This is a genomic window from Citrobacter sp. Cpo109, from assembly GCF_030332565.1.
In the GTDB taxonomy this organism is placed as follows: Bacteria; Pseudomonadota; Gammaproteobacteria; order Enterobacterales; family Enterobacteriaceae; genus Citrobacter; species Citrobacter portucalensis.
The window spans coordinates 170,124-196,380 of record NZ_JAOWHQ010000045.1 but is presented as its reverse complement, the minus strand read 5'-3'; the positions used below and the strand labels follow the sequence as shown (position 1 = coordinate 196,380).

Here is a 26,257-nt window from a genome sequence, read left to right as displayed (position 1 = left end):
GCGGCTAAGCTATTAGCCAAACTCGTTATAAACAATTAAAACAATGTCGACAAGATCACACTACGCAATAATAAATATTGTTCTTAAAATATCGCACTCATACTATCCAGAAAATAATAAAAATTAGCTCCTGCAGAATAATACATTTCATCAACATTAATTAATACATTGTGAAATGTAGCATTAGTAATACCATTTTATTTTATCAAAATAGTAAAAACATAATATATTCAGCAAAATTATATTTATAGGTAATATAAGGAGATATATCCATGTTTACACAATACCGAAAAACACTTCTGGCTGGGACTCTGGCACTGACATTTGGATTGGCAGCAGGAAACTCTCTTGCCGCTGGTTTTCAACCGGCCCAGCCTGCAGGAAAATTGGGTGCAATAGTAGTTGACCCTTATGGAAATGCCCCGCTTACTGCGCTGGTTGAATTAGATAGCCACGTTATTTCAGATGTTAAAGTTACCGTCCATGGTAAAGGTGAAAAAGGCGTTCCGGTGACTTATACCGTCGGCAAAGAGTCGCTCGCCACGTACGATGGCATTCCTATTTTTGGCCTTTATCAAAAGTTCGCAAATAAGGTAACCGTTGAATATAAAGAAAATGGCAAAACCATGAAAGATGATTACGTGGTGCAAACATCCGCCATCGTTAATCACTATATGGATAACCGCTCTATATCTGATTTACAGCAAACAAAAGTGATTAAAGTAGCACCGGGTTTTGAAGATCGCCTTTATCTGGTGAATACCCATACCTTTACCCCGCAGGGTGCAGAATTCCACTGGCATGGTGAAAAAGATAAAAATGCCGGCATCCTGGATGCGGGTCCGGCTGGCGGCGCACTCCCTTTTGATATCGCACCCTTTACCTTTGTCGTCGATACGGAAGGCGAATATCGGTGGTGGCTGGATCAGGACACCTTCTATGACGGCCACGACATGGATATCAACAAGCGCGGCTATCTGATGGGTATTCGTGAGACACCGCGCGGCACATTCACCGCCGTACAAGGCCAGCACTGGTATGAATTCGATATGCTGGGCCAGATTCTGGCCGACCATAAACTACCGCGCGGATTCATGGATGCATCACATGAATCGATCGAAACGGTCAATAACACTGTATTGCTGCGCGTAGGTAAACGCGACTATCGCAAAGAGGATGGTCTTCACGTGCATACCATCCGCGACCAGATTATTGAAGTCGATAAATCTGGACGTGTTGTTGACGTGTGGGATCTAACCAAAATTCTCGACCCGATGCGTGACGCGCTGCTGGGTGCGCTGGACGCAGGCGCGGTATGCGTCAACGTGGATCTCGCTCACGCAGGCCAACAGGCGAAACTGGAGCCAGATACCCCCTATGGTGACGCCCTCGGCGTTGGTGCGGGCCGTAACTGGGCTCACGTCAACTCCATTGCCTATGACGCTAAAGATGACTCCATCATTCTTTCTTCCCGCCATCAGGGTGTCGTCAAAATCGGTCGCGATAAACAGGTGAAATGGATTCTGGCACCGTCTAAAGGCTGGAATAAGTCGCTGGCAAGCAAATTGTTAAAACCGGTTGATGATAAGGGCAATGCGCTGAAGTGTGATGAAAACGGTAAGTGCGAGAATACTGATTTCGATTTTACCTACACCCAACACACCGCCTGGCTCTCCAGCAAAGGAACGCTAACCATCTTTGACAATGGCGATGGGCGTGGACTCGAACAACCGGCGCTACCAACAATGAAATATTCCCGGTTCGTCGAATATAAAATTGACGAGAAAAAAGGAACCGTTCAGCAAATTTGGGAGTACGGGAAAGAGCGCGGTTATGATTTCTACAGTCCTATCACGTCGGTAATTGAATATCAAAAAGACCGCGACACCATGTTTGGATTTGGTGGTTCTATTAATTTATTTGACGTTGGACAGCCAACCACCGGCAAAATCAACGAAATTGACTACAAAACAAAAGAAGTCAAAGTCGAAATTGATGTCCTTTCCGATAAACCAAACCAAACGCACTACCGCGCATTACTGGTTCGCCCACAACAAATGTTTAAATAGTATCGTTAGATTAAGGATTAATTATGTCATCTAAATGGATTACTTCATTATTTAAAAGCGTGGTATTAACGGCGGCGCTGGTAACACCATTTGCAGCATCGGCTTTTACTGAAGGTACTGACTATATGGTGCTGGAGAAACCGATTCCCAATGCTGATAAAACGTTGATCAAAGTATTCAGCTATGCCTGCCCATTCTGCTACAAATATGATAAAGCCGTGACCGGCCCGGTGTCAGAAAAAGTTGCCGATCTCGTCGCCTTCACACCTTTTCATCTCGAGACCAAAGGAGAATACGGTAAACAGGCCAGTGAAGTATTTGCAGTAATGATTGCGAAGGATCAGGCCGCAGGGGTCTCATTGTTTGACGCCAAATCACAGTTCAAAAAAGCCAAGTTTGCTTACTACACTGCCTACCACGACAAGAAGGAACGCTGGTCTGACGGTAAAGATCCCGCTTCATTCATCAAAACAGGGCTGGATGCTGCGGGTATGAGTCAAGCAGACTTCGAGAACGCCTTAAAAGAACCCGTAGTTCAGGAGACCTTGGAAAAATGGAAAGCGGCCTATGATGTTGCCAAAATCCAGGGGGTTCCGGCTTACGTCGTCAATGGTAAGTACCTGATCTACACCAAAAGCATCAAATCGATTGATTCCATGGCTGAGCTTGTCAGAGAGCTGGCGACAAAATAAACAGGGAACCGGCTATGGATTTTATCAAAGGATTGTGGCGAGACTTATGTACCGCACCGGTTGATACCCTGGTGAGATGGCAGGAGCGACGCTTTTTGTGGTTGCTAATGGCTTGTGCCATGGGTGGGTTAATTATTCTCGCGCACTCGTTCTTCCAAATCTATCTCTACATGGCCCCTTGCGAGCAATGTGTATACATCCGCTTTGCCATGTTTGTGATGGTTTTCGGTGGGCTGATCGCGGCAATAAACCCTAAAAACCTCATCCTAAAACTGGTCGGCTGCATTGCGGCATTTTATGGCAGCATTATGGGAATTAAGTTTTCAATCAAACTTAATAGTATCCATTATGCAGTACATAACCCGGACCCGGATTCACTCTTTGGTGTACAGGGATGTTCCACCGATCCGACATTCCCTTTCAATTTGCCGCTGGCAAACTGGGCTCCAGAATGGTTTAAGCCCACTGGAGATTGCGGCTATGACGCACCTGTCGTTCCCGATGGCGTAGCGCTCAGCAGTACGCAAAAGTGGTTTGTCGATCTGTACCAGCAGTCCGAAGGCTGGTATCTGCTCCCGCCATGGCATTTTATGAATATGGCGCAGGCCTGCCTGCTCGCCTTTGGTTTGTGTTTAGTGCTGTTGCTGGTAATGAGCGGAGCCTGGGCACTTAAACTGGCCAGAAAAAAATAACCAGGCCGCAATAACAAAAAACCGAAGCCAGAAAACTGACTTCGGTTTTTTTATCCCTACCACGGTTGTCGCGGTAGTCAGCAATTAGCTGGCTTTGCGCTCATGCGCCTGACGGTAAGCCACCAGGTCTTCGATAGTAACCACAGCCATATTATGCTTACCGGCAAATTCGATGCATTCTGGCGCACGCGCCATGGTGCCATCGTCATTGGTCAGTTCGCACAGCACACCCGCCGGTTTAAATCCTGCCAGCGTCATCAGGTCGATGGTTGCTTCAGTATGACCACCGCGGGTCAACACGCCACCTGCCTGAGCACGCAGCGGGAAAACGTGCCCCGGACGGTTAAGATCGGAAGGTTTAGCGCCATCCTTAATTGCCGCACGTACCGTAGTAACACGGTCTGCAGCGGAAACGCCGGTGGTTACGCCTTCTGCGGCTTCAATGGTCACGGTAAAACCGGTACCGTAAGCGCTGGTGTTGTTTTCCACCATCATTGGCAGATCGAGCTGTTTGCGTCGGTCTTCAGTGATGCACAGGCATACAATACCGCTACCGTGACGGATGGTCAGCGCCATCTGTTCAACAGTCATGGTTTCTGCCGGGAAAATCATATCGCCTTCGTTTTCACGGTCTTCGTCGTCAAGCACCATTACACCGCGTCCTTCACGCAGCGCAGACAGCGCATGTTCAACACGTTCGAAAGGCGTACCAAAAGAGGAAAGTAGCGTCTGATTCATGGTAAAAAAACCTCACTAAAATTATGGTTACCAGAATCAGGGCAGTCTTAGGAGTACCGTCTAAGCGGCAAAAAAATAACGTGAGCGGGTCCATGCCCGACTGGATCGTTACTCTCTCCCATCCGGACTCTAACCGTCGGCCCCGGAATTACACCGGATCTGCTGACCTTTTTGCCGTAACAAAAAGCGCTCGCGGGCTTTCAACATCAGTTGATTTACCGCCGGTGGGGAATTTCGCCCCGCCCTGAGAATAAGCGGGTTAACTATAACGCTATTGATTACCTTCATCAACGCCTTTACTCGTCTTAGCTTCACACAATTCTGGTTTATGCCTGTGCCAGTTCGCACTACAATAGGCAGCAACACGTACCAGTTCAGGGAAACCACAATGATTGACCCGAAAAAAATTGAGCAGATTGCTCGTCAGGTTCACGAGTCGATGCCGAAAGGGATCCGCGAGTTTGGCGAAGACGTCGAGAAGAAAATTCGTCAAACGCTGCAGTCACAGCTGACCCGTCTGGATCTGGTAAGCCGCGAAGAATTCGATGTACAGACTCAGGTTTTATTGCGCACGCGCGAAAAGCTGGCGATGCTTGAGCAACGTCTGACTGAGCTTGAATCACGTGATAAAACGGCAGAAATTAAACCTGCCCCCGCGATCCCGTCAGTCGATCCGCAAGAGTAAAAACGACAACGGGCCGCAAGGCCCGTTTTTCTGTTAGTGTTCCAGTTCTAGCTTCCTGGCTTCCGTCGCCTGCTGGCAGTACAGCGCATAGCGTTTGCAAAACCAGCTACGATGTTCTTCATCCATGTTCCCGGTTATCGCCTGGATATCAATGGGATGGCCCTCAGCCTGCATCCTGGCAAAACTACGGGCCAGGAAATCGAAATTGTTCAGTGAATACATATTGCTGTTCATGAGCATACCCTCCAGTTATTGAATATCTGCTAAGGCCATATGCTTTTTCTAATTTCAGTATTTCCCTGGATACGAAGTTATTCTGTACATATTGTGCGCAAAACTACTGCGCGGGTTCACAGTTTCCTATGAAATCTAAGAAGGCTTGAAGTATGGCGGGTATATCAGGGAAAGAGGCGCAGCGGCTGAAGAATAAAGCGAAAAAAAGCCGGATTGTGACGCGCAAACGTCTTATCCGGCCTGTAATCGGTACATCCTGTAAGCCTGAAGGAACTTCGCTTATCCGGCTATCAGGTCAGGGTTCACTTATCGCTGTCTTTCTGGATCTTCTTGATGATATTAGTCGTGGAGCAGCCATCTTCGAAGTTCAGCACCAGCACTTCACCGCCGTTCGCCCACACCTCTTCACTGCCCGCAATCTGCTCCGGCTTATAGTCGCCGCCTTTGACCAGCAGATCCGGCAGAATGCCAGCAATCAGACGCTGCGGCGTATCTTCTTCAAAAGAGACCACCCAGTCGACAGATTCCAGCGCGCCCAGTACGATCATACGCTGTTCCAGCGGGTTGACCGGACGCGTTTCACCTTTCAGACGTTTGGTCGAAGCATCGCTGTTGACCGCCACGATCAGGCGATCGCCCAGCTTGCGCGCATTCGCCAGATAGGAAACATGGCCCGCATGCAGGATGTCGAACACACCGTTGGTCATTACCACTTTCTCGCCGCGCTTGCGGGCGCTGGCAACGGCCTGTTTCAGCTCAGATTCGCTCATCACGCCAAAGCCAGTATCAGCCCGACCGCGCACGGCGTTTTCCAGCTCGATCGGTGAAACGGTAGAGGTCCCCAGCTTACCAACGACAACACCGGCTGCGGCGTTAGCAAAATAGCACGCCTCTTCCAGTGAGTTACCCGCCGCCAGCGTCGCCGCCAGCACGCCAATAACCGTATCGCCTGCACCGGTCACGTCATACACTTCCTGCGCCTGCGTCGGCATATGCAGCGGCGATTTGCCCGGTTGCAATAACGTCATCCCCTGCTCGGATCGCGTGATCAGCAGTGCGGAAAGGTCGAAATCAGCAATCACTTTCATGCCGCGTTCAACCAGTTCATCTTCGCTTTTGCACTTGCCCGCCACCGCTTCAAACTCAGACAGGTTCGGCGTCAGCAGCGTTGCGCCACGGTAGCGTTCAAAATCGGTTCCTTTCGGATCGATAAGCACCGGCACCCCAGCCTTACGCGCCAGAGCAATCATCTGCTGCACGCTTGCCAACGCGCCTTTGGCGTAGTCGGAGAGCACCAGAGCACCGATAGAACCCAGCGCCTGGTTAATACGCTCGTGCAGCGGCTGCGGATCCACACCTTCAAAACCTTCTTCGAAATCCAGGCGAATCAGCTGCTGATTGCGGGAAAGCACGCGCAGTTTGGTGATCGTCGGATGGGTCGGCACGGATACGAAATCGCATTTTACGTTTACATCCGTCAGCGTTTTGCTCAGCGCACGCGCCGCGTCGTCAATACCGGTCAGGCCCACCAGGCGCGAATTCGCTCCCAGAGAGGCAATGTTCATCGCCACGTTTGCTGCGCCACCGGGACGTTCTTCGATGGTATCCACTTTTACCACCGGAACAGGCGCTTCAGGTGAAATACGGCTGGTAGGACCGTACCAGTAGCGATCCAGCATCACATCACCGACAACCATGACTCCTGCACGTTCAAACTCTGGCAGAGTTACTTTCATTCCTGTCTCCTGAGAGATTCTCTGAGTGTCTTAAAATTTGCGCGCGATAATAGCACACTTCACTCGGCACCCAGCCACTTCTGCCAGCTGTCACGCACTAGTGTACGTTCAGCGTCGAAGTGCTCCGGCGCCACATGGCCCGGAAGTTCCTGCAATGCAAGATGGTGAAGTTCATCACGCAACGTCGTATAAGCACGGGTAAGCGCCAGCGCTTCCTGCTCGTCCATAATGTCGTTTTGCGCCAGTAATTCCAGAATGCGCACGTTATCCGACCAGCGCGTCAGCTTCGGTTTTTCATGCGCATAGCGCAGCACCAGATACTGCGTAATAAACTCAATATCTGTGATGCCGCCTTCATCCGCTTTGATATCAAAACGATCGCGATGCTTATTACCCAAATGGGCACGCATTTTCTCACGCATTTCGCGCACCTCGGTCTGCAAGGTTTTCCCATCACGGACGAGGGTCATGATATCGCGACGAATCGCATCAAACTGAGAGGTCAACTGCGGGTCGCCGTACACTACGCGAGCACGCACCAGCGCCTGATGCTCCCATGTCCAGGCTTCGTTACGCTGATAATCGGCGAAAGCGTCAGCTGATGTCACCAGCATCCCCGCCGCCCCTGACGGACGCAAACGCGCATCCACTTCGTATAAAATACCGGACGAAGTACGGGTACTAAAGAGGTGCATAATGCGCTGCGCCAGACGCAGATAGAACTGTCGCCCGTCAATCTCACGCTCACCGTCCGTCATCACGTCCATCGGACAGTCATGCAGGAAGATCAAATCGAGATCCGAGCTGTACCCCAGTTCCCAGCCGCCCAGCTTGCCATAACCGACGACGGCAAAACCACGCCCCTCGCGTTCGCTAAGATGAGTGGGTTGACCGTAGCGCGCGACCATCTGCGTCCACGCCTGCTGGACTACCGCATCAATAATAGCTTCCGCCAGCCAGGTTAAATGGTCGCTCACCTTCATCACCGGCAGTGTACCGGCGATATCAGCCGCGGCAATACGCAGTAGCTGCGTTTGCTTAAACTGGCGCAGAGCCTCCAGTTGCTGCTCTTCATCATCTTCAGGCACGCGCAGCAAATACTGGCGCAGCTCATCACGGTAGGCGTCCGTCGCGGTGGGTTGATACAGGGTGTTCGGATCCAGCAGTTCATCAAGCAACAGCGGATACCGCGCCAGCTGGCTGGCGACCATCGGCGAGGCCGCACAGAGCGAAATCAGATGCTTCAGCGCCCCGGGGAATTCGCTTAGTAGTTCCAGATAGGTCGTACGGGTAACAATCCCCACCAGCAGAGGGGTAATGCGCGACAGCGGGACTGAGGCGTCGTCACGCGTACAGACATCGCTCAGCAGATGCGGCATTAAATGGTCCAGCACCTGGCGTCCACGTGGGCCAATAGTGCGTTTATCCAGCTCTTTGCGGAAATCGGCTATCAGAGACAGCACGCGCCGACGATCGTCATCCGCCAGATGCGTCAGCACCGGCGTGGTGTCATCTTCCTGTAATGCATCCTGCCACAGTTCGCGCCACTGTTCTGAGAGCGACTCTTCCTGAGTTTCGGCCTCGTCATCGCCAATCAGCTCGTTAAATACCCGGCGTACGTTGTCCATATGATTGGCCAGCACATCAGTTAATTGCTGCCAGTCATCAACGTTCATCCCCCACGCCAGCCGCGCGCGATTCAGCTCATCGCCTGGCAGCGTTTGGGTCTGTTCATCATTGATGCTTTGCAGCAGGTTTTCCAGGCGGCGTAAATAGAGATAGGCTGCTCGCAGTTGTTCCGTATCGGTATCAGACAGCAGGTGCAGCGCATTGATGGCGCTAAGCGTCGGTAACAGCGAGCGGGATTGCAGCGACGGCTCGCGCCCACCGCGAATAAGCTGGAATACCTGCACGATAAATTCAATTTCGCGAATACCGCCCGCCCCCAGCTTGATGTTGTCTTTCAGACCACGGCGGCGCACTTCACGCGCAATCATCCCTTTCATGTTACGCAACGACTGGATCACGCTGAAATCAATATAGCGACGGAAAACAAAAGGCCGCAGCATGGCACGAAGCTCGCTGACGTAAGTGCCGTCGGCATCGCCCATAATGCGGGCTTTGACCATCGCATAGCGTTCCCAGTCGCGCCCTTGCTCCTGGTAATAATCCTCCAGCGCAGAGAAGCTCAGTACCAACGGACCGCTGTCGCCAAACGGGCGTAAACGCATATCCACCCGATAGACAAACCCATCCATTGTGGGCTGATCTAATACCTTGATGAGCCGCTGGCCCATACGGGTAAAGAACTGGGCGTTATCCAGCTCGCGGCGCCCGCCCTGTGTGCTGCCATGTTCTGGCCAGGCAAAAATCAGATCGATATCGGAGGAAAAATTCAGCTCGCCGCCACCCAGTTTCCCCATGCCTAAAATCAGCAGCGGCTGCGCCACACCTTCAGGATTACAGGGCGTACCCCATTCGCGACAGCAGGCGGCGTATAACCAGTCACGCGCGGCGACGATCAACGTTTCAGCCAGATGGCTTAGCTGCTGCAAAATACTCTCTTCGGTCACCAGCGACAGCGTCTGTGCCCAGGCGATACGCACCATAATGCGACGGCGAAACAGGCGTAACTCACGCATCAGCGTGTTTTCGTCACTAACGTCAGCCAATGCTTGCTGTAACCAGTCGGCATAGTGTTGCCATTCATCCGCCAGGGGTGGGGTGCTTTCCAGCTCAACCAGCCATTCGGGATGGGCAATAATGCTGTCACGGACAAAATCACTGAATGTAAGTACTGACTTCGCCTGAACGCTAAGCGAGGACTCAGATATTGCTGCTGGCAGCCGCTCAACAACGGTCGGCCAGTACTGCTGTAACGGTGAAGAGAGCTGCTTCATTTACGGGTTATCCTTTGAATGGTGCCGGATGCGTCTTTTCGCCTTATCCGGCCTACATGACAGTTACACACATCGCGTAGGCCTGATAAGCGCAGCGCCATCAGGCATCCCGGCCTCGGCCCTGATTATCGTTTTCCGCTGTGCAGCCAGAACGGTTCCAGTGCAATTGCCTCGTTACGGAAGTGTTCAATTTCAATATATTGGTTGGCCGCAATGGCGTGGCGCAAACCCTGCCAGTTGGCGATCCATTCTGATGCGATATTTTCATCGTAGTATCCCGCCAGCATCAGCATGCTATCAATGTTGCGCGTCAAACGAGGAAGCTGATCGGCGTACTGATCGCCCAGCGGCTGCGCAAAAGCGGTCTTCAGCTCAGCGGCATGGCGTGAAAGATGGGTATCCGAGAAACGCTTAAAGGAGTCGGCAATTTTTCCCTGCGCCTTCGCATCAAGGAACGGCTGCCATCCTTTGGTCACCAGCCATTCGGTCAGCGCCAGCTTGGCCATTGCCGTTTGCGTGCTGTAAACCGCCGAAACAGCAGAAACGTCCGACGAAATGATCGCTTCCGACTGGGTCAACAAATCACGTAAGTGAGCGCTCGCTTTTCGCGGCACATTACCGCCAAAAAGCATCAGAATGTGACGCACCAGGCCCATAGCCGCCAGCACCTCGGCTTTCGCCCCTTTAACGCCGCGCACCCACAGCTCTTCATGGTACTGCCACTGTGATAGTGCCAGCTCCAGCGCCGCTTCCAGCCCCTGCTCAATACTCGCTTTCGCCGGAACTTTCAAAATGCGTGTCGGTTTGAGTTCGCGCGGCGCATTCCCCTGAGCCAGGTGATAACCGCGCGCTGCTTTGCTCAAGCTACCCTGGCGTAAACCGGTTTGCGAAACCAGCTGGTTTGCCAGCTTCAGTACCGCACGGGTATCGCCGCTTAGCAGTTCAAGTTCAAGCTCACAGATAGGTTCTGCAAACTCGCCCGCTTTCACCTCCCCCAGATCGAGGGCCATTTCAATCCGGCTGCCATCAACATCAACCAACCATTTCTCACGGTAAAAATCGGTGCTGAACAACGGCTGCACTTGAGAAGCAAGTTCAGCAGGCAGCTCGCCATCAGGCCAGACTTCCGTTGGGAACAAGGTGAGGTCCAGCTCAGGCGCGTTTAGCGCAACGTTATATTCTGGCCGCTGGTGCAGTCCGCCCGTCACGCGTCCGGCAATTTTCATGGTCATTTCGTAATGACCATTTTCACCGCGAATACGCAGCCCCATATCGTGACCACGCAACCACGCATCCGGTGTTTCGTAGTAGATATTCAGCAACTGACTGGGCGCATGATGCTCTCCCCCCAGCGTATTCAGACGTTCACGTAGCGCATCTACAGCGTCACTATTGACGATAAATTTTAATTCGATTTCCTGGGCCATGGTCTTGTACTTATGGGTTATGTCACAGTTGAGAAAACTGACTGCGAACTAAGTTCGTTCTTTATGGTCAGTAGATAGTATTTTGCGCCAAATTGCCATGCAACGAGCAATTTGACGGGCGTAAAAGTTTCGAGTGGTGGCAAAAAGGACACAGATGATTCCGATTGATGTCGAATGCTTTGCGTAGAGACACTGATGCCACTACTATCGTTCCACTTTCTATGACAATAACGACAGCCTGATGCCAAAATTACGCCTGATTGGATTAACTTTACTCGCACTTAGCGCCACTGCAGTCTCTCATGCCGAAGAAAAGCGCTATGTCTCTGACGAACTGAACACCTGGGTCCGCAGCGGTCCGGGAGATAATTATCGCCTCGTGGGTACGGTTAACGCCGGCGAGGAAGTCACGCTATTACAGACTGATGCCAACACTAACTACGGCCAGGTGAAAGACAGCACCGGACGTACCGCCTGGATCCCGCTGAAAGAGCTGAACAGTACGCCGAGCCTGCGTACCCGCGTTCCCGACCTGGAAAACCAGGTTAAGACCTTGACCGATAAGCTCAATAATATCGATACCACGTGGAACCAGCGCACCGCCGATATGCAGCAAAAGGTAGCGCAAAGCGACAGCGTGATCGACGGGCTGAAACAAGAAAACCAGAAGCTGAAAAACGAGCTTATCGTGGCGCAAAAGAAGGTCAGCGCAGCCAACCTTCAGCTTGATGACAAACAGCGCACCATCATCATGCAGTGGTTTATGTACGGTGGCGGCGTGTTGGGTCTTGGTCTGCTGCTCGGCCTGGTTCTGCCACACATGATCCCAAGCCGTAAACGCAAAGATCGCTGGATGAACTGAATCGCCTTCTCCGCCACACTGACATATGATTAAGGGATCATAGTTTTCAAAAGGAAAGTGGCGTGAAGATTTATCTGGTCGGTGGTGCTGTTCGGGATGCGTTATTAGAGCTACCGATTAAAGATAAAGATTGGGTTGTTGTTGGCGCCACGCCGCAAGAAATGCTCGACGCGGGCTACCAGCAGGTAGGCCGCGATTTTCCCGTGTTTCTGCATCCGCAAACCCGCGAAGAGTATGCGCTGGCGCGTACCGAACGTAAGTCAGGCTCGGGGTACACCGGATTTACCTGCTATGCCGCCGCAGATGTCACGCTGGAGGCCGATCTTCAGCGTCGTGACCTGACCATCAACGCAATGGCCCGCGATGACAACGGGGAGATTATCGACCCGTATAACGGACGCGACGATCTGGAAAACCGTCTGCTGCGCCATGTTTCATCTGCCTTTAGCGAAGATCCGCTGCGCATGCTGCGCGTGGCGCGTTTTGCTGCCCGCTATGCGCACCTCGGTTTTCGTATCGCTGAAGAAACCATGACGCTGATGCGTGACATGACCATCGCTGGTGAACTGGAGCATCTGACACCAGAGCGGGTGTGGAAAGAAACCGAAGGCGCATTAACCACCCGTAACCCACAGATATTTTTTCAGGTCCTGCGCGACTGCGACGCACTGCGCGTCCTGTTTCCGGAAGTAGATGCTTTGTTTGGCGTTCCTGCCCCCGCGAAGTGGCATCCGGAAATCGACACCGGTATTCATACGCTGATGACGCTGTCGATGGCAGCCATGTTAAGTCCGGAAGTCGACGTGCGTTTTGCTACGCTGTGCCACGATCTTGGCAAAGCATTGACGCCTAAAGCGCTGTGGCCGCGCCATCACGGCCACGGCCCGGCGGGTGTTAAGCTTGTCGAACAACTGTGCCAGCGCCTGCGCGTACCGAATGACATCCGTGATTTAGCCAAACTGGTTTCCGAGTTCCACGACCTCATTCATACCTTCCCGATCCTGCAGCCAAAAACCATCGTTAAGCTGTTTGATTCCATAGATGCCTGGCGCAAACCGCAGCGCGTGGAGCAAATCGCCCTCACCAGCGAGGCTGATGTGCGTGGGCGAACCGGTTTTGAAGCGGCAGATTATCCGCAAGGCAGGCTGTTGCGCGAAGCCTGGCAGGTTGCGCAGGCGGTGCCAACGAAAGACGTGGTTGAAGCTGGATTCAAAGGTCAGGCAATTCGTGAAGAACTGACCCGGCGTCGCATCGCGGCGGTAGCCAGTTGGAAGGAGCAGCGTTGCCCGAAAGCGTAGACACTGCGTTGCCGAATGCGCTGTGCTTATCCGGCCTATAGGTTCGACACGGATATAACCCGTAGGCCGGATAAGGCAGAACGCCGCCATCCGGCACCACGGTAAGTCATCAGAAGAACACGACGTAAACGGCAGCCGCCACAATAAAGCGGTAAATCGCAAACGGAATGAACGAGATGCGTTTAATCAGTTGCAGGAAGGTTTTGATCGCCACCAGCGCCACGATAAACGCCGTCACAAATCCGACTGCAAACATCGGGATATCTGATGCGCTGAGGAAAGACCAGCTCTTGTAGAGATCCAGCGCCGTCGCGCCCATCATCATCGGCACAGCCAGTAGGAAGGAGAATTCCGAGGCCGCGTAACGACTCACGCCCATCAGCATGCCGCCAGAAATCGTCGCCCCGGAGCGAGAAAAACCCGGCCACAGCGCCAGACACTGGAAACAGCCAATCATAAACGCCTGGCGATAGGTCATATCATCCAGCCCCGGCGCACGCGGCTCCTTCGGCTTCAGGCATTCTGCGGCAATCAGCAGTACACCACCCACCACCAGCGCATACATCACGTTGATCGGGTTAAACAGCGATTTGATAGTGTCGTGGAAGATTAGCCCCAGTACCACGGCTGGAATCATCCCCAACAGGATATGTCCCAGCGTCAGTCGACCTTTGCCAGTGCCTTCATGCGGAGCCTTGCCGAAGTGAATACCGATCAGGCCAAACAGACGTCGCCAGAACATGACCACTACGGCCAGGATAGAACCTAACTGGATAACCACTTCGAATGTTTTTGCAGTGTCACCCTCAAAACCCAACAGGTGGCCAACAATAATCATATGGCCGGTACTGGAAACGGGTAAAAATTCCGTCAATCCTTCGACCACACCCAAAATTGCCGCTACCAGCAGCGAGTGCATATCACTCATTAATAAACCCCTAGATAGAGAAACCACGGCAAAAAAGAGCCGACGAAAGGACCCTTTTATACCCGTTTGTTTTAGAAATTATTAAATTAATTATTTTCTTTCAGATTATTGCCACGCTCAATGATAACCCCGACGTTCGCCGCACGGGCTACCGCGCCAGGTTTACTGAGTTTGATCCGTACCCAGGGAGAATTAAAGCGGCTAAGCAGCAGATCCGCCACCTCTTCCGCAACCCGTTCTACCAGCGCAAAGCGCCCACCTTCCACATGATTAACAACCGTTTGAGCAATATCAGCATAGCTCAGGCAATCAGCCACATCATCGCTTTTAGCCGATTTGCGGTTATCCCATGCCATTTCGATATCGAACACCAACCGTTGTTCGATCGTTTGTTCCCAGTCGTAAACACCAATAGTGGTGATTACAGAAAGTTGCTCTATAAATACAATATCCATCACGACCTGCCTGCTTTTTGGCTAACCCGGATACCACTTCCGGCGAAATATGCGTATTATCCACAGAAGTAGCGTTTTACACGACATTTTCAAAACGGAACAGCTTATGAGTGCAATCGCGCCTGGAATGATTATCTTCGCGTACCTCTGTGGCTCAATTTCCAGTGCTATTCTGGTATGCCGCCTTGCTGGATTGCCGGACCCGCGTGACAGCGGCTCTGGGAATCCGGGCGCGACAAACGTGCTGCGCATCGGTGGCAAGGGAGCCGCCGTCGCGGTGCTGATTTTCGACGTCCTGAAAGGTATGTTACCCGTCTGGGGGGCCTATGCGCTAGGCGTCAGCCCCTTCTGGCTGGGATTGATCGCAATCGCCGCCTGTCTGGGCCACATTTGGCCGGTATTCTTCGGCTTTAAAGGTGGGAAAGGCGTTGCCACCGCTTTTGGCGCGATTGCGCCGATTGGTTGGGACTTAACCGGCGTGATGGCCGGGACCTGGCTGCTGACCGTCTTATTAAGCGGCTACTCGTCGTTAGGCGCTATCGTCAGCGCGCTAATCGCCCCTTTTTACGTCTGGTGGTTCAATCCCCAGTTCACTTTTCCGGTGTCCATGCTGTCGTGCTTAATTCTGCTTCGTCACCATGACAACATTCAGCGTCTGTGGCGTCGTCAGGAGCCGAAGATCTGGACCAAGCTGAAGAAAAAACGCGAACGAGACCCCGAGTGATTTTATTGTCGGATAGCGACGCAACGGCGTCTTATCCGGCGTGGGGGATGTGATACCCCTCCACTGGCTTGCCTAATCGGTTCTGACACCACATCGCCAGAAATTCCACGCACACGCGCAGCTTCACGCTGCGATACAGCGGCTCCTGATAAACCGCCCAGATATTAGCGCTCTGCGCATAGTCCGGCAGCACACGCACCAGTTCACCGCTGGCCAGAAAAGGCTGCACATCCCATTCGGAACGCAACATAATCCCTTTTCCCTGTAGCGCCCACTGCAACACAATCTCACCGCTGTTAGAGGAAAGATGTCCCGCCACCTTGACCGACTTTTTCTCCTGACCATTGTCCAGTTCCCACACCCCGTGAGTCATATCTCGTTCTTTAGTGACCAGACAATCATGACGACTTAATTCCTGTAACGTCGTCGGCCCACCGTATTTTTGTAAATACGGTGGGGCCGCACACAATATTCTTTTGTTTTTCGTTAACAAATGCGCAATATAATAATCCGGAATCTCATCATTAATACGAATATCCAAATCTATATTATCCTGTGCCAAATCAATTTGCCGATCGTAAAGCTCAAAATGCACCTGTAATTCAGGGTAGCTATGCATCAATTCGGTAATTGCCGGTGCAATATAACTGCGCCCAAAGCCAAAACTACAGCCAATACGAATCATCCCTGCCGGGCGCGTTTTGAGTTGCGTGACGTCATCGACCAGATGCTGATAACTCGCGAGGATCGCCTGCGCATGTTCATAGCAACGTTGACCACTCTCCGTGAGCGCTACGCCACGCGCTGAGCGGCTTAGCAGCGTCGTCCCCAGCGTGGACTCTAGGATCTGAATGCGTTTTGTCACAAACGCCGGCGTTTGTCCCAGCGCCGCGGCTGCGGCGCTGAAGCTGCCGCTATGCACAATTTCAACCAACACCTGCAGGTCTTTCGCCAGGGGATACGTGTTCAGCATGATCGGTCTATCCGTAATGTTGTTCACCGCAGTGTAATTCTCTCATGCGTCTTAAACCCTGCCTTTGCGCAATTTTTATTGCCTTATCCGGACATCATTCACGAACTGTTAATTGGATATTCACAGTGGCAAATAATATTAATCCACATTTTTAGTGGTAGTTTGTGGCGGAGAATTTATTTCCAGATAAATAAAAGAACTGGAGTTAACAAGATGAGCAATCAAAATAACCAAAATGCGATAAATACGCTGACGAACATTGTCGCTGATTTTACCGCCATGATTTCTACCCGCATGCCCGATGACGTCGTGGATAAATTAAAACAGCTGCGTGAAGGCGAAACCTCGCCGATGGGTAAAATCATCTACCACACCATGTTTGACAACATGCAGAAAGCTATCGACCTGAACCGCCCAGCCTGTCAGGACACCGGGGAGATTATGTTCTTCGTGAAGGTCGGTTCCCGTTTTCCACTCCTCGGCGAACTGCAAAGCATCCTGAAGCAGGCCGTTGAAGACGCCACGGTAAAAGCGCCGCTGCGCCATAACGCGGTCGAGATTTTTGACGAAGTGAATACCGGCAAAAATACCGGTACCGGTGTGCCGTGGGTCACCTGGGACATCATCCCTGATAACGATGACGCGGAAATCGAAGTCTACATGGCAGGCGGCGGCTGTACGCTGCCGGGACGCTCAAAAGTGTTAATGCCTTCTGAGGGCTACGAAGGCGTCGTGAAATTTGTTTTTGAAAATATCTCCACGCTGGCAGTCAACGCCTGTCCGCCAGTGCTGGTGGGCGTGGGTATTGCCACCTCCGTAGAAACCGCCGCCGTTCTTTCTCGTAAAGCGGTGCTGCGCCCTATCGGCTCACGTCATCCGAATCCGAAAGCGGCCGAACTGGAACTGCGTCTGGAAGAAGGACTTAACCGTCTGGGCATTGGTCCGCAAGGATTGACCGGTAATAGCTCGGTGATGGGCGTGCATATCGAATCCGCCGCGCGCCACCCGTCGACTATCGGCGTTGCCGTCTCTACCGGCTGCTGGGCCCACCGTCGCGGCACGCTGTTGGTTCATGCTGACCTCTCCTTCGAAAACCTGTCTCACACCCGGAGCGCGTTATGAAAAAGATCCTCACAACCCCGATCAAAGCCGAAGATCTGGCAGACATTCGCGTTGGCGATGTCATTTACCTGACCGGTACGCTGGTGACCTGCCGTGACGTTTGCCACCGCCGCCTGATCGAACTGAAGCGCCCGATTCCTTATGACCTGAACGGCAAAGCCATTTTCCACGCGGGCCCGATCGTACGTAAGAACGGTGAAAAATGGGAAATGGTTTCCGTCGGCCCAACCACCAGCATGCGTATGGAAGCGTTTGAGAAAGACTTTATCGAACAGACTGGCGTCAAACTGGTGGTCGGCAAGGGCGGCATGGGACCGCTGACGGAAGAAGGCTGCAAGCAGTTTAAAGCGCTGCACGTCATCTTCCCGGCAGGCTGCGCAGTCGTGGCGGCAACCCAGGTTGAGGAGATCGAAGAGGTGCACTGGACGGAACTCGGCATGCCGGAGTCCCTGTGGGTGTGTCGGGTAAAAGAGTTCGGCCCGCTGATCGTTTCCATCGATACCCACGGCAATAACCTGATCGCTGAAAACAAAAAGCTGTTCGCTGAACGTCGCGACCCTATCGTCGATGAAATCTGCGAGCACGTGCATTACATCAAATAACCCTCCCGGAGAGGCGCTACGCCTCTCCCCTTTCGCAGGGATACAACAATGGCACCTTTAGCTGGTTGGTGGCGATACCTGGCTCCGCTGGTGGTCATCGCCATTATTGCTGTTCTGCCCGTTCCCACCGGTCTTGAGAGCCACACCTGGCTCTATTTTGCCGTCTTTACCGGTGTGATTGTCGGACTTATTCTGGAACCTGTACCGGGCGCGGTGGTGGCGATGATTGGTATTTCGATCATCGCCGTCCTTTCACCGTGGCTGCTGTTCAGCCCAGAGCAACTCGCGCAGGACGGTTTTAAATTTACCGCCAAATCGCTGTCGTGGGCGGTATCTGGCTTTTCAAACTCGGTCATCTGGCTGATCTTCGCGGCCTTTATGTTTGGTACTGGCTATGAGAAAACCGGACTCGGTCGGCGAATCGCGCTGATGCTGGTGAAAAAGATGGGGCACCGGACGCTGTTTCTCGGCTATGCGGTGATGTTCTCCGAACTTATCCTCGCTCCCGTCACGCCTTCCAACTCCGCCCGTGGGGCCGGAATAATCTACCCGATTATCCGCAACCTGCCGCCGCTGTATAACTCACAGCCCAATAGCGCCAGTTCACGCTCCATTGGCTCGTACATCATGTGGATGGGGATTGTCGCCGACTGCGTTACCAGCGCTATTTTCTTAACGGCAATGGCGCCGAACCTGCTGTTGATCGGTCTGATGAAAGGCGCGTCCCACACCGCGCTGAGCTGGGGGGACTGGTTCTTAGGCATGCTGCCGCTGAGCATTTTACTGGTGCTGATCGTGCCGTGGCTGGCGTACGTGTTATATCCACCGGTGCTGAAATCCGGCGATCAGGTGCCACGCTGGGCGGATGCGGAGCTAAAAGCGATGGGACCGCTCTGCGCTCGCGAGAAAAAGATGCTGGTGCTGATGGTCGGCGCGCTGGTGCTGTGGATCTTCGGCGGTGACTATATTGACGCCGCGATGGTCGGATACAGCGTGGTAGCGTTGATGCTGGTATTGCGCATCATTAGCTGGGATGACATCGTCAGCAATAAAGCCGCGTGGAACGTCTTTTTCTGGCTGGCCTCACTGATCACGCTGGCCACCGGGCTCAATAACACCGGTTTTATTACCTGGTTCGGCAAGCTGCTGGCAAACGGGCTGAGTGGCTATTCGCCGATGATGGTGATGGTAGCGCTGATCGTGGTGTTCTATCTGCTGCGTTACTTCTTTGCCAGCGCCACGGCCTATACCTCCGCCCTCGCGCCGATGATGATTGCCGCCGCGCTGGCGATGCCGGAAATCCCGCTACCGGTCTTCTGCCTGATGGTCGGCGCCGCCATTGGTCTGGGCAGCATTCTGACCCCGTACGCCACCGGCCCTAGCCCTATCTACTACGGCAGCGGCTATTTGCCAACGGTGGATTACTGGCGACTCGGTGCTATTTTTGGCCTGATTTTCCTCGTGCTGCTGGTGATTACCGGTCTGGTCTGGATGCCCCTCGTTTTACTGTAAAACCCTGGTGGGGCGACGTATTGTCGCCCCTTTATCCATAAGCTTCTCATATGATCGATTTCCCGATGCGCTGAGGCATACTTTTTTGTATGCAAACACCCTCATGCTGATAAGGGAAACGCTCTGGACACGGTTGCGCACGAGACACTCACACGGGGCTGGCAGGCCGAACTGGATCTGCATTTTACCTGCACCGGGCACAAAACGGTGCTCGCCTCGGCGCGTCATCATGGTCCACTGACGGTTCAGCGCCCATTTTACCCCGAAGAAAACGTCTGCCATCTTTATCTGCTTCATCCACCGGCGGGGATCGTCGGCGGAGATGAGCTCCATATCGCCGTAACGCTCGACGAAAACAGCCACGCGTTAATCACCCAGCCTGGTGCGGGAAAGTTTTACCGCAGTCGCGGACCGCAGGCATTGCTGCGCCAGCATTTTACCCTCGCGCCTCGTGCGACGCTGGAGTGGCTGCCGCAGGATACGATCCTCTTTCCCGGTGCCAACGCCGCTATTCAGACCGTTTTTCATCTGACATCCGCAAGCCGCCTGCTGGCCTGGGATCTGCTGTGTCTTGGCCGACCGGTTATGCAGGAGACCTTCAGTTACGGCACGCTGCAAAACCGCCTGGAAGTGTGGCGAGATGGGCAGCCACTGCTGATAGAACGCTTGCAGTTGCAGGAGTGGAATCTGAGCAGCGTCGCACATCATCCCTGGGTCGGTACGTTACTGTGTTATCCGGCCAGCGAGCACATGCTCGAGGGCACGCGGGAGCGGCTTACGGCGCTTGGCGATTACGCCGGGGCAACGCTTAACGATTCGCTGCTGACAATCCGTTTTCTTGCTAACGACAACCTGGTTGTCCAGCGCGTTATGCGCGACATCTGGCAATTTCTGCGCCCGCTGCTGACACACAAAGCGCCCGTACTCCCGCGAATCTGGCAAACCTAAGAGAACCCTAATGGAACTGACTCCCAGAGAAAAAGACAAGCTGTTGCTGTTTACCGCCGCGCTGGTGGCGGAACGTCGCCTGGCCCGCGGGCTGAAGCTGAACTACCCGGAATCGGTGGCGCTGATTAGCGCTTTCATCATGGAAGGGGCACGGGACGGGCAAACCGTGGCCGCGCTGATGGAAGACGGGCGTCACGTCCTGCGCCGCGATCAGGTGATGGAAGGCGTACCGGAGATGATCCCGGATATTCAGGTTGAAGCCACATTTCCGGACGGATCGAAGCTGGTCACTGTCCACAACCCGATCGTCTAAGGAGCAGCAATGATCCCAGGTGAATATCAGATCGCAAAAGGCAATATTGCGCTTAATCAAGGGCGGGAGATCTGCACAATCGTGGTGGAAAATCATGGCGACAGACCCATACAGGTGGGATCGCACTATCACTTTTACGAAGTGAACCCGGCGCTGCGCTTTGACAGGCTGGCCGCACGCGGCTTTCGTCTGAACATTGCCGCGGGCACAGCGGTGCGTTTTGAGCCGGGACAAAAACGCGAAGTCGAACTGGTGCGCGTTGCTGGTGCACAAAGGATCGTGGGTTTTCGCAGCGAAGTGATGGGCGCACTGGAGGCAGATAATGAGTGACATTTCCCGGCAGGCGTACGCCGACATGTTTGGCCCAACCACCGGCGATAAAGTGCGCCTGGCGGATACCGACCTGTGGATCGAGGTGGAACAAGACTTCACCACCTACGGGGAAGAGGTCAAATTCGGCGGCGGAAAAGTGATCCGCGACGGCATGGGCCAGGGACAAATGCGCGCCGATACATGCGTGGATCTGGTGATCACCAACGCGCTGATCGTCGATCACTGGGGGATCGTGAAAGCGGATATCGGCATCAAAAACGGCAGGATCTTCGCCATCGGCAAAGCAGGTAATCCCGATATTCAACCCAACGTGACGATCCCGATAGGCGTAGGAACTGAAGTCATTGCCGGGGAAGGCAAGATCGTCACCGCGGGCGGCGTGGATACGCATATTCACTGGATCTGCCCACAGCAGGCGCAGGAGGCGCTGGTTTCTGGCGTGACGACGATGATCGGCGGCGGTACCGGTCCGGCGGCAGGCACTCACGCCACCACCTGTACGCCGGGTCCGTGGTACATCACGCGTATGCTGCAGGCGGCAGACACGTTGCCGGTTAACATTGGTTTGCTGGGTAAAGGCAATGGCTCAAATCCAGACGCCCTGCGCGAGCAAATCAGCGCGGGCGCAATTGGCCTGAAAATCCATGAAGACTGGGGCGCCACGCCTGCCGCTATCGACTGCGCGCTGACCGTGGCCGACGAGATGGACATCCAGGTCGCGTTGCACAGCGATACGCTCAATGAGTCCGGTTTCGTTGAAGATACGCTGGCGGCAATTGGCGATCGCACCATTCATACCTTTCACACCGAAGGCGCGGGCGGCGGCCATGCGCCGGATATCATCACCGCCTGCGCGCATCCGAATATTCTGCCCTCCTCCACGAATCCGACGCTGCCCTATACCGTCAACACTATCGACGAGCATCTCGACATGCTGATGGTTTGCCACCACCTCGATCCGGATATCGCCGAAGACGTGGCCTTTGCCGAATCCCGTATTCGCCGGGAAACAATCGCTGCCGAAGATGTGCTGCATGACATTGGCGCGTTTTCCCTGACCTCGTCCGATTCACAGGCGATGGGGCGCGTGGGCGAAGTGATCCTGCGTACCTGGCAGGTGGCGCACCGCATGAAGGTTCAGCGTGGCCCGTTGGCAGAAGAAACCGGTGACAACGACAACCTGCGCGTTAAACGCTACGTCGCCAAATACACCATCAACCCGGCATTAACCCACGGTATCGCCCATGAAGTCGGCTCCGTTGAGCCTGGCAAACTGGCCGATCTGGTGCTGTGGTCGCCCGCCTTTTTTGGCGTAAAACCGGCGACGATCGTCAAGGGCGGGATGATTGCCTGCGCGCCAATGGGCGATATCAACGCCTCGATCCCCACCCCGCAGCCGGTGCATTACCGCATGATGTTCGGCGCGCTTGGCGCGGCGCGGCACCACACCCGGCTGACCTTTATTTCGCAGGCCGCTGACGCGCAAAACATCCCGCAGCAGGTCAATCTGCAAAGCGCTATCGCCGTCGTCAAAGGCTGTCGGACGGTGAAAAAGGTCGACATGATCCACAACGGCCTGCAACCCAATATCACCGTCGATGCTCAGACTTACGAGGTGCGTATTGATGGCGAACTGATCACCAGCGAACCGGCAGACGTTTTGCCGATGGCGCAACGCTATTTTCTGTTTTGAGGAGTGACGATGATCTACCTGACCCAACGCCTTGACCACGCTCACCGCGTTACTGCAAGCGTCACGCTGCCCATTGATGTTCGGGTAAAAAGTCGTGCCAGAGTGGCGCTGAATGACGGTCGCGAAGCCGGGCTGATGCTACCGCGTGGTTTGCTGCTGCGCGGTGGCGATCTGCTAAGTACCGAAGATGGCAGCGAAGTGATCGAAGTGATCGCCGCACCGGAGTCGGTTTCCGTGGTGCGCTGCGCCGATCCTTTCCTGCTCGCCAAAGCCTGTTATCACCTCGGCAATCGTCACGTTCCGCTGCAAATTCTGCCGGACGAACTGCGTTACCACCACGATCATGTGCTGGACGACATGCTGCGCCAGTTCAACCTTGAGGTGACCTTCGCCCAGTTGCCGTTTGAACCTGAAGCAGGCGCTTATGCCAGTGAATCACACGGGCATCACCACGGCCATGCGCACTGATGCATAACAGCCAACAGCTACGTCTGATGCAGCTCGCCAGCAGCGCGCTCCCGGTGGGGTCGTTTACCTGGTCCCAGGGTCTGGAGTGGGCGGTGGAAATCGGCTGGGTGAAAAGCGTCGATGACTTCTCTGCCTGGCAAATCCAGCAGATGGAGCAAAACTTTTTTACCGTTGACCTACCGCTGCTGGCGAGACTGTATCGCGCCTGCGAGCTGGACGATCTCGACGCAGCACGCCGCTGGAGCGCTTACCTGCTGGCCTGTCGAGAAACCCGCGAACTGCGGGATGAAGAACGCAGTCGGGGTGCGGCGTTTACGCGGCTGGTCACCGACTGGGAGTCGGATTGCTCGCGAGAATGGCGCACCCTCTTTGTCGACAGCCAACTCTGCGGCATGGCCTGGCTGGGCGTACGCTGGAAAATTCCGCTGACGGAGCTGGCGTTAAGCCTCGGCTACAGCTGGATTGAGAGCGCTGTCATGGCTGGCGTCAAGCTGGTTCCTTTTGGACAACAGGCGGCCCAGCGTTTGATTATTGCGCTCTGCGATCGCTATGCGCAGGGTTTGGCACAGGCGCTGACGTGTCCTGACACCAGCCTCGGCTCCGCAACGCCGTTGGCCGCTATCGCGTCTGCCCGGCATGAAACCCAATATTCCCGATTATTCCGCTCCTGAGGAGAAAAAATGAGTAACTACAAGCATCCCCTGCGCGTGGGCGTTGGCGGCCCGGTTGGCTCGGGCAAAACGGCGCTGCTGGAAGCGCTATGCAAAGCCATGCGCAGCAGCTATCAGTTGGCGGTGGTGACCAACGATATCTACACCAAAGAAGACCAGCGCATTCTCACCGAGGCGGGCGCACTGGAGCCAGAGAGGATCGTCGGCGTGGAAACCGGTGGCTGCCCGCATACCGCCATCCGCGAAGATGCGTCGATGAATCTGGCCGCCGTAGAAGCGCTGAGCGAGAAATTCGGTAATCTGGATCTGATTTTTGTGGAAAGCGGCGGCGATAACCTGAGCGCCACCTTCAGCCCGGAACTCGCGGATCTGACGATCTATGTGATCGATGTTGCTGAAGGCGAGAAGATCCCGCGTAAAGGTGGTCCGGGGATCACCAAATCCGATTTTCTGGTGATCAATAAAACCGATCTGGCCCCTTACGTCGGCGCATCGCTGGAGGTGATGGAGCGCGATACCTTGCGCATGCGCGGCGAGCGTCCATGGACGTTTAGTAATTTAAAATCTGGAGAAGGCCTGGAAAAAATTATCGCGTTTCTGGAAGAGAAAGGAATGTTGCGGATGTAGTGAGAGCTATCGCCGGGCGGCGGATTCGCCTGACCCGGCCTACGGTTTTGTAAGCCCGGTAAACGCAGCGCCACCGGGCAAAAAAACTTATGCTGCCGGTAATTCCGCCAGCGGCCAGCGTGGACGCACGGTCACGCCAAGATCCGCCGTTGCACCCGCTTTAAAGCGCACCATGCCCGCGTAGGCGATCATCGCCCCGTTATCGGTACAAAATTCCGGACGCGCGTAAAACACTTCGCCACGACGTTTTTGCATCATCTCGGCCAGTTTTGCGCGCAGCGTACGGTTCGCACTCACGCCCCCCGCCATCACCAGACGTTTAAAACCGGTTTGATCCAGCGCGCGTTTGCACTTGATCATCAGCGTATCAACTACCGCGTCTTCAAACGCACGGGCGATATCAGCGCGGGTCTGATCGTCATTTTCGTTATTACGAATGGTATTCGCAGCGAAGGTTTTCAGACCGGAGAAGCTGAAATCCAACCCCGGACGGTCAGTCATTGGACGCGGGAAAACAAAACGTTTTTCAACGCCTTGCGAAGCCAGCTTTGACAGCATTGGGCCGCCAGGATAATCCAGCCCCAACAGCTTGGCTGTTTTGTCGAACGCTTCGCCTGCGGCATCATCAATCGATTCGCCCAGCAATTCATACTGACCGATACCGGTGACGCTGATCAACTGAGTGTGACCGCCGGAAACCAGCAGCGCGACGAACGGGAACGCAGGGGGATTATCTTCCAGCATTGGCGCCAGCAGATGCCCTTCCATGTGGTGCACAGGAATTGCCGGTACGCCCCAGGCGAACGCCAGCGAACGTCCTACGGTAGCGCCAACCAGCAGCGCACCAACCAGACCAGGACCTGCGGTATACGCCACCGCATCGATCTCTTTTGCCGTCAGTCCCGCTTCTTTCAGCGCGGCCTGGATCAACGGTACGGTTTTACGTACGTGATCGCGCGAGGCCAGTTCTGGCACTACGCCGCCGTAGTCAGCATGTAATTTCACCTGACTATACAATTGGTTGGCTAAAAGACCTTTTTCATCGTCGTAAATGGCGATGCCGGTTTCATCGCAGGATGTTTCAATACCCAGTACACGCATGACTTGTTTTACCTCGCTTTATTACCGCGCAGTGTAGGACCAATGCGGGTTGATGTAAAACTTTGTTCGCCCCAGGAGTTTCGCTCGTGTATACTCCTTGTCCTTATAAAAGTCCCTTTCAAAATCGCGTCGGTGCTTTACAAAGCAGCAGCAATTGCAGTAAAATTCCGCACCATTTTGAAATAAGCTGGCGTTGATGCCAGCGGCAAACCGAATTTATTAAAGGTGAGAGTTACATGCCGGTAATTAAAGTACGTGAAAACGAGCCGTTCGACGTAGCACTGCGTCGCTTCAAGCGTTCATGCGAAAAAGCAGGTGTTCTGGCGGAAGTTCGTCGTCGTGAGTTCTATGAAAAACCGACTACCGAACGTAAGCGCGCTAAAGCTTCTGCTGTGAAACGTCACGCGAAGAAACTGGCTCGCGAAAACGCACGCCGTACTCGTCTGTACTAATC

Annotated in this window: 27 protein-coding genes and 1 riboswitch; of the genes, 18 read left to right on the top strand and 9 right to left on the bottom strand. The window is 53.9% G+C overall.

Going from position 1 to position 26,257, the window contains the following annotated elements; translation table 11 throughout:
• Window positions 1–272: 272 nt before the first annotated feature.
• The 3 genes from assT to dsbI are packed head-to-tail and all read left to right on the top strand — an operon-like array spanning window position 273 to window position 3,453.
• Window positions 273–2,069, top strand: coding sequence for an arylsulfate sulfotransferase AssT (assT, locus tag OGY71_RS05390; RefSeq protein ID WP_003828419.1), 1,797 nt, complete (start codon window positions 273–275; stop codon window positions 2,067–2,069).
• A gap of 23 nt (window positions 2,070–2,092) precedes the next feature.
• Window positions 2,093–2,761, top strand: coding sequence for a thiol:disulfide interchange protein DsbA/DsbL (locus tag OGY71_RS05385; RefSeq protein ID WP_063941833.1), 669 nt, complete (start codon window positions 2,093–2,095; stop codon window positions 2,759–2,761).
• Between the two features lie 14 nt (window positions 2,762–2,775).
• Window positions 2,776–3,453, top strand: a complete 678-nt coding sequence (gene dsbI / locus OGY71_RS05380; protein WP_286612943.1) for a protein-disulfide oxidoreductase DsbI — start codon at window positions 2,776–2,778, stop codon at window positions 3,451–3,453.
• 84 nt (window positions 3,454–3,537) lie between these two features.
• Here the strand turns inward: dsbI and ribB are convergent, their stop codons facing one another.
• Window positions 3,538–4,191: a 3,4-dihydroxy-2-butanone-4-phosphate synthase gene (gene ribB / locus OGY71_RS05375; RefSeq protein WP_003828424.1), complete on the bottom strand. Its 654-nt coding sequence runs from the start codon at window positions 4,189–4,191 to the stop codon at window positions 3,538–3,540.
• Between the two features lie 106 nt (window positions 4,192–4,297).
• Window positions 4,298–4,447, bottom strand: a riboswitch (FMN riboswitch).
• A gap of 132 nt (window positions 4,448–4,579) precedes the next feature.
• On the opposite strand from ribB, the gene ubiK reads away from it, so the two are divergent.
• Window positions 4,580–4,876, top strand: coding sequence for a ubiquinone biosynthesis accessory factor UbiK (gene ubiK, locus OGY71_RS05370; protein WP_003828426.1), 297 nt, complete (start codon window positions 4,580–4,582; stop codon window positions 4,874–4,876).
• A gap of 33 nt (window positions 4,877–4,909) precedes the next feature.
• Here ubiK and glgS read toward each other — a convergent pair whose 3' ends face one another.
• From glgS to OGY71_RS05350, 4 genes are all read right to left on the bottom strand, one after another.
• Complete coding sequence (gene glgS, locus OGY71_RS05365) at window positions 4,910–5,116, bottom strand: cell surface composition regulator GlgS (protein WP_008785836.1); 207 nt, start codon at window positions 5,114–5,116, stop codon at window positions 4,910–4,912.
• A gap of 296 nt (window positions 5,117–5,412) precedes the next feature.
• Window positions 5,413–6,846, bottom strand: coding sequence for a bifunctional D-glycero-beta-D-manno-heptose-7-phosphate kinase/D-glycero-beta-D-manno-heptose 1-phosphate adenylyltransferase HldE (gene hldE / locus OGY71_RS05360; protein ID WP_003828429.1), 1,434 nt, complete (start codon window positions 6,844–6,846; stop codon window positions 5,413–5,415).
• A gap of 59 nt (window positions 6,847–6,905) precedes the next feature.
• Complete coding sequence (gene glnE, locus OGY71_RS05355) at window positions 6,906–9,746, bottom strand: bifunctional [glutamate--ammonia ligase]-adenylyl-L-tyrosine phosphorylase/[glutamate--ammonia-ligase] adenylyltransferase (protein ID WP_164562475.1); 2,841 nt, start codon at window positions 9,744–9,746, stop codon at window positions 6,906–6,908.
• A gap of 125 nt (window positions 9,747–9,871) precedes the next feature.
• Window positions 9,872–11,173, bottom strand: coding sequence for a CYTH domain-containing protein (locus OGY71_RS05350; protein ID WP_003828433.1), 1,302 nt, complete (start codon window positions 11,171–11,173; stop codon window positions 9,872–9,874).
• Window positions 11,174–11,414: 241 nt separating this feature from the next.
• On the opposite strand from OGY71_RS05350, the gene OGY71_RS05345 reads away from it, so the two are divergent.
• Both OGY71_RS05345 and OGY71_RS05340 read left to right on the top strand, forming a co-directional pair.
• Window positions 11,415–12,035: a TIGR04211 family SH3 domain-containing protein gene (locus tag OGY71_RS05345; protein WP_003828434.1), complete on the top strand. Its 621-nt coding sequence runs from the start codon at window positions 11,415–11,417 to the stop codon at window positions 12,033–12,035.
• Between the two features lie 62 nt (window positions 12,036–12,097).
• Window positions 12,098–13,333, top strand: coding sequence for a multifunctional CCA addition/repair protein (locus tag OGY71_RS05340; RefSeq protein WP_206160155.1), 1,236 nt, complete (start codon window positions 12,098–12,100; stop codon window positions 13,331–13,333).
• Between the two features lie 109 nt (window positions 13,334–13,442).
• Here OGY71_RS05340 and bacA read toward each other — a convergent pair whose 3' ends face one another.
• On the bottom strand, window positions 13,443–14,261 hold the full coding sequence (bacA, locus tag OGY71_RS05335; RefSeq protein ID WP_003828439.1) for an undecaprenyl-diphosphate phosphatase: 819 nt from the start codon (window positions 14,259–14,261) through the stop codon (window positions 13,443–13,445).
• 86 nt (window positions 14,262–14,347) lie between these two features.
• Window positions 14,348–14,716 (bottom strand): bifunctional dihydroneopterin aldolase/7,8-dihydroneopterin epimerase, encoded by a 369-nt coding sequence (folB, locus tag OGY71_RS05330; RefSeq protein WP_003024659.1) that lies wholly within the window; start codon window positions 14,714–14,716, stop codon window positions 14,348–14,350.
• Window positions 14,717–14,822: 106 nt separating this feature from the next.
• On the opposite strand from folB, the gene plsY reads away from it, so the two are divergent.
• Entirely contained in the window at window positions 14,823–15,440 is a 618-nt protein-coding gene (gene plsY, locus OGY71_RS05325) for a glycerol-3-phosphate 1-O-acyltransferase PlsY (protein WP_003828443.1), read from the top strand.
• 31 nt (window positions 15,441–15,471) lie between these two features.
• On the opposite strand, the gene ttdR is transcribed toward plsY, so the two are convergent.
• Entirely contained in the window at window positions 15,472–16,413 is a 942-nt protein-coding gene (gene ttdR, locus OGY71_RS05320; protein WP_286612940.1) for an L-tartrate utilization transcriptional activator TtdR, read from the bottom strand.
• A 213-nt stretch (window positions 16,414–16,626) separates the two neighbouring features.
• Between ttdR and ttdA the strand changes: the two genes are divergently transcribed.
• From ttdA to ureG, 10 genes are all read left to right on the top strand, one after another.
• A complete protein-coding gene (ttdA, locus tag OGY71_RS05315; protein WP_003828445.1) occupies window positions 16,627–17,535 on the top strand; it encodes a L(+)-tartrate dehydratase subunit alpha in 909 nt (302 codons plus the stop codon).
• On the top strand, window positions 17,532–18,137 hold the full coding sequence (ttdB, locus tag OGY71_RS05310) for a L(+)-tartrate dehydratase subunit beta (protein WP_003828447.1): 606 nt from the start codon (window positions 17,532–17,534) through the stop codon (window positions 18,135–18,137). Before ttdA ends, ttdB begins: the two co-directional genes overlap by 4 nt.
• Window positions 18,138–18,185: 48 nt before the next feature.
• Window positions 18,186–19,649: an anion permease gene (locus OGY71_RS05305; RefSeq protein WP_003828450.1), complete on the top strand. Its 1,464-nt coding sequence runs from the start codon at window positions 18,186–18,188 to the stop codon at window positions 19,647–19,649.
• Between the two features lie 123 nt (window positions 19,650–19,772).
• Entirely contained in the window at window positions 19,773–20,597 is an 825-nt protein-coding gene (locus tag OGY71_RS05300) for an urease accessory protein UreD (protein WP_196776262.1), read from the top strand.
• Window positions 20,598–20,607: 10 nt separating this feature from the next.
• Window positions 20,608–20,910: an urease subunit gamma gene (locus OGY71_RS05295; protein ID WP_003024678.1), complete on the top strand. Its 303-nt coding sequence runs from the start codon at window positions 20,608–20,610 to the stop codon at window positions 20,908–20,910.
• 9 nt (window positions 20,911–20,919) lie between these two features.
• Window positions 20,920–21,240, top strand: coding sequence for an urease subunit beta (locus OGY71_RS05290; RefSeq protein ID WP_003828455.1), 321 nt, complete (start codon window positions 20,920–20,922; stop codon window positions 21,238–21,240).
• Entirely contained in the window at window positions 21,233–22,936 is a 1,704-nt protein-coding gene (gene ureC, locus OGY71_RS05285) for an urease subunit alpha (protein ID WP_003828457.1), read from the top strand. Before OGY71_RS05290 ends, ureC begins: the two co-directional genes overlap by 8 nt.
• Before the next feature lie 9 nt (window positions 22,937–22,945).
• Complete coding sequence (gene ureE / locus OGY71_RS05280; RefSeq protein WP_020996339.1) at window positions 22,946–23,404, top strand: urease accessory protein UreE; 459 nt, start codon at window positions 22,946–22,948, stop codon at window positions 23,402–23,404.
• On the top strand, window positions 23,404–24,075 hold the full coding sequence (locus OGY71_RS05275) for an urease accessory protein UreF (RefSeq protein ID WP_003828461.1): 672 nt from the start codon (window positions 23,404–23,406) through the stop codon (window positions 24,073–24,075). The genes ureE and OGY71_RS05275 overlap by 1 nt, the downstream gene beginning before the upstream one ends.
• Window positions 24,076–24,084: 9 nt before the next feature.
• On the top strand, window positions 24,085–24,702 hold the full coding sequence (gene ureG, locus OGY71_RS05270; RefSeq protein WP_003828463.1) for an urease accessory protein UreG: 618 nt from the start codon (window positions 24,085–24,087) through the stop codon (window positions 24,700–24,702).
• Between the two features lie 87 nt (window positions 24,703–24,789).
• On the opposite strand, the gene tsaD is transcribed toward ureG, so the two are convergent.
• A complete protein-coding gene (tsaD, locus tag OGY71_RS05265; protein WP_003024694.1) occupies window positions 24,790–25,803 on the bottom strand; it encodes a tRNA (adenosine(37)-N6)-threonylcarbamoyltransferase complex transferase subunit TsaD in 1,014 nt (337 codons plus the stop codon).
• Window positions 25,804–26,039: 236 nt separating this feature from the next.
• Between tsaD and rpsU the strand changes: the two genes are divergently transcribed.
• Window positions 26,040–26,255: a 30S ribosomal protein S21 gene (rpsU, locus tag OGY71_RS05260; RefSeq protein WP_001144069.1), complete on the top strand. Its 216-nt coding sequence runs from the start codon at window positions 26,040–26,042 to the stop codon at window positions 26,253–26,255.
• Window positions 26,256–26,257 lie beyond the last annotated feature (2 nt).

Bases quoted from the DNA above. Each gene is read 5' to 3' on its own strand.
- folB (WP_003024659.1), bottom strand. From the start codon at position 14,716: ATGGATATTGTATTTATAGAGCAACTTTCTGTAATCACCACTATTGGT.
- OGY71_RS05295 (WP_003024678.1), top strand. From the start codon at position 20,608: ATGGAACTGACTCCCAGAGAAAAAGACAAGCTGTTGCTGTTTACCGCC.
- OGY71_RS05275 (WP_003828461.1), top strand. From the start codon at position 23,404: ATGCATAACAGCCAACAGCTACGTCTGATGCAGCTCGCCAGCAGCGCG.
- glnE (WP_164562475.1), bottom strand. From the start codon at position 9,746: ATGAAGCAGCTCTCTTCACCGTTACAGCAGTACTGGCCGACCGTTGTT.
- OGY71_RS05385 (WP_063941833.1), top strand. From the start codon at position 2,093: ATGTCATCTAAATGGATTACTTCATTATTTAAAAGCGTGGTATTAACG.
- ureC (WP_003828457.1), top strand. From the start codon at position 21,233: ATGAGTGACATTTCCCGGCAGGCGTACGCCGACATGTTTGGCCCAACC.
- ribB (WP_003828424.1), bottom strand. From the start codon at position 4,191: ATGAATCAGACGCTACTTTCCTCTTTTGGTACGCCTTTCGAACGTGTT.
- plsY (WP_003828443.1), top strand. From the start codon at position 14,823: ATGAGTGCAATCGCGCCTGGAATGATTATCTTCGCGTACCTCTGTGGC.
- bacA (WP_003828439.1), bottom strand. From the start codon at position 14,261: ATGAGTGATATGCACTCGCTGCTGGTAGCGGCAATTTTGGGTGTGGTC.
- ureE (WP_020996339.1), top strand. From the start codon at position 22,946: ATGATCTACCTGACCCAACGCCTTGACCACGCTCACCGCGTTACTGCA.
- OGY71_RS05350 (WP_003828433.1), bottom strand. From the start codon at position 11,173: ATGGCCCAGGAAATCGAATTAAAATTTATCGTCAATAGTGACGCTGTA.
- OGY71_RS05305 (WP_003828450.1), top strand. From the start codon at position 18,186: ATGGCACCTTTAGCTGGTTGGTGGCGATACCTGGCTCCGCTGGTGGTC.
- dsbI (WP_286612943.1), top strand. From the start codon at position 2,776: ATGGATTTTATCAAAGGATTGTGGCGAGACTTATGTACCGCACCGGTT.
- ttdR (WP_286612940.1), bottom strand. From the start codon at position 16,413: ATGCTGAACACGTATCCCCTGGCGAAAGACCTGCAGGTGTTGGTTGAA.
- hldE (WP_003828429.1), bottom strand. From the start codon at position 6,846: ATGAAAGTAACTCTGCCAGAGTTTGAACGTGCAGGAGTCATGGTTGTC.
- assT (WP_003828419.1), top strand. From the start codon at position 273: ATGTTTACACAATACCGAAAAACACTTCTGGCTGGGACTCTGGCACTG.
- ttdB (WP_003828447.1), top strand. From the start codon at position 17,532: ATGAAAAAGATCCTCACAACCCCGATCAAAGCCGAAGATCTGGCAGAC.
- OGY71_RS05290 (WP_003828455.1), top strand. From the start codon at position 20,920: ATGATCCCAGGTGAATATCAGATCGCAAAAGGCAATATTGCGCTTAAT.
- tsaD (WP_003024694.1), bottom strand. From the start codon at position 25,803: ATGCGTGTACTGGGTATTGAAACATCCTGCGATGAAACCGGCATCGCC.
- OGY71_RS05345 (WP_003828434.1), top strand. From the start codon at position 11,415: ATGCCAAAATTACGCCTGATTGGATTAACTTTACTCGCACTTAGCGCC.
- ureG (WP_003828463.1), top strand. From the start codon at position 24,085: ATGAGTAACTACAAGCATCCCCTGCGCGTGGGCGTTGGCGGCCCGGTT.
- rpsU (WP_001144069.1), top strand. From the start codon at position 26,040: ATGCCGGTAATTAAAGTACGTGAAAACGAGCCGTTCGACGTAGCACTG.
- glgS (WP_008785836.1), bottom strand. From the start codon at position 5,116: ATGCTCATGAACAGCAATATGTATTCACTGAACAATTTCGATTTCCTG.
- ubiK (WP_003828426.1), top strand. From the start codon at position 4,580: ATGATTGACCCGAAAAAAATTGAGCAGATTGCTCGTCAGGTTCACGAG.
- ttdA (WP_003828445.1), top strand. From the start codon at position 16,627: ATGAGCAATCAAAATAACCAAAATGCGATAAATACGCTGACGAACATT.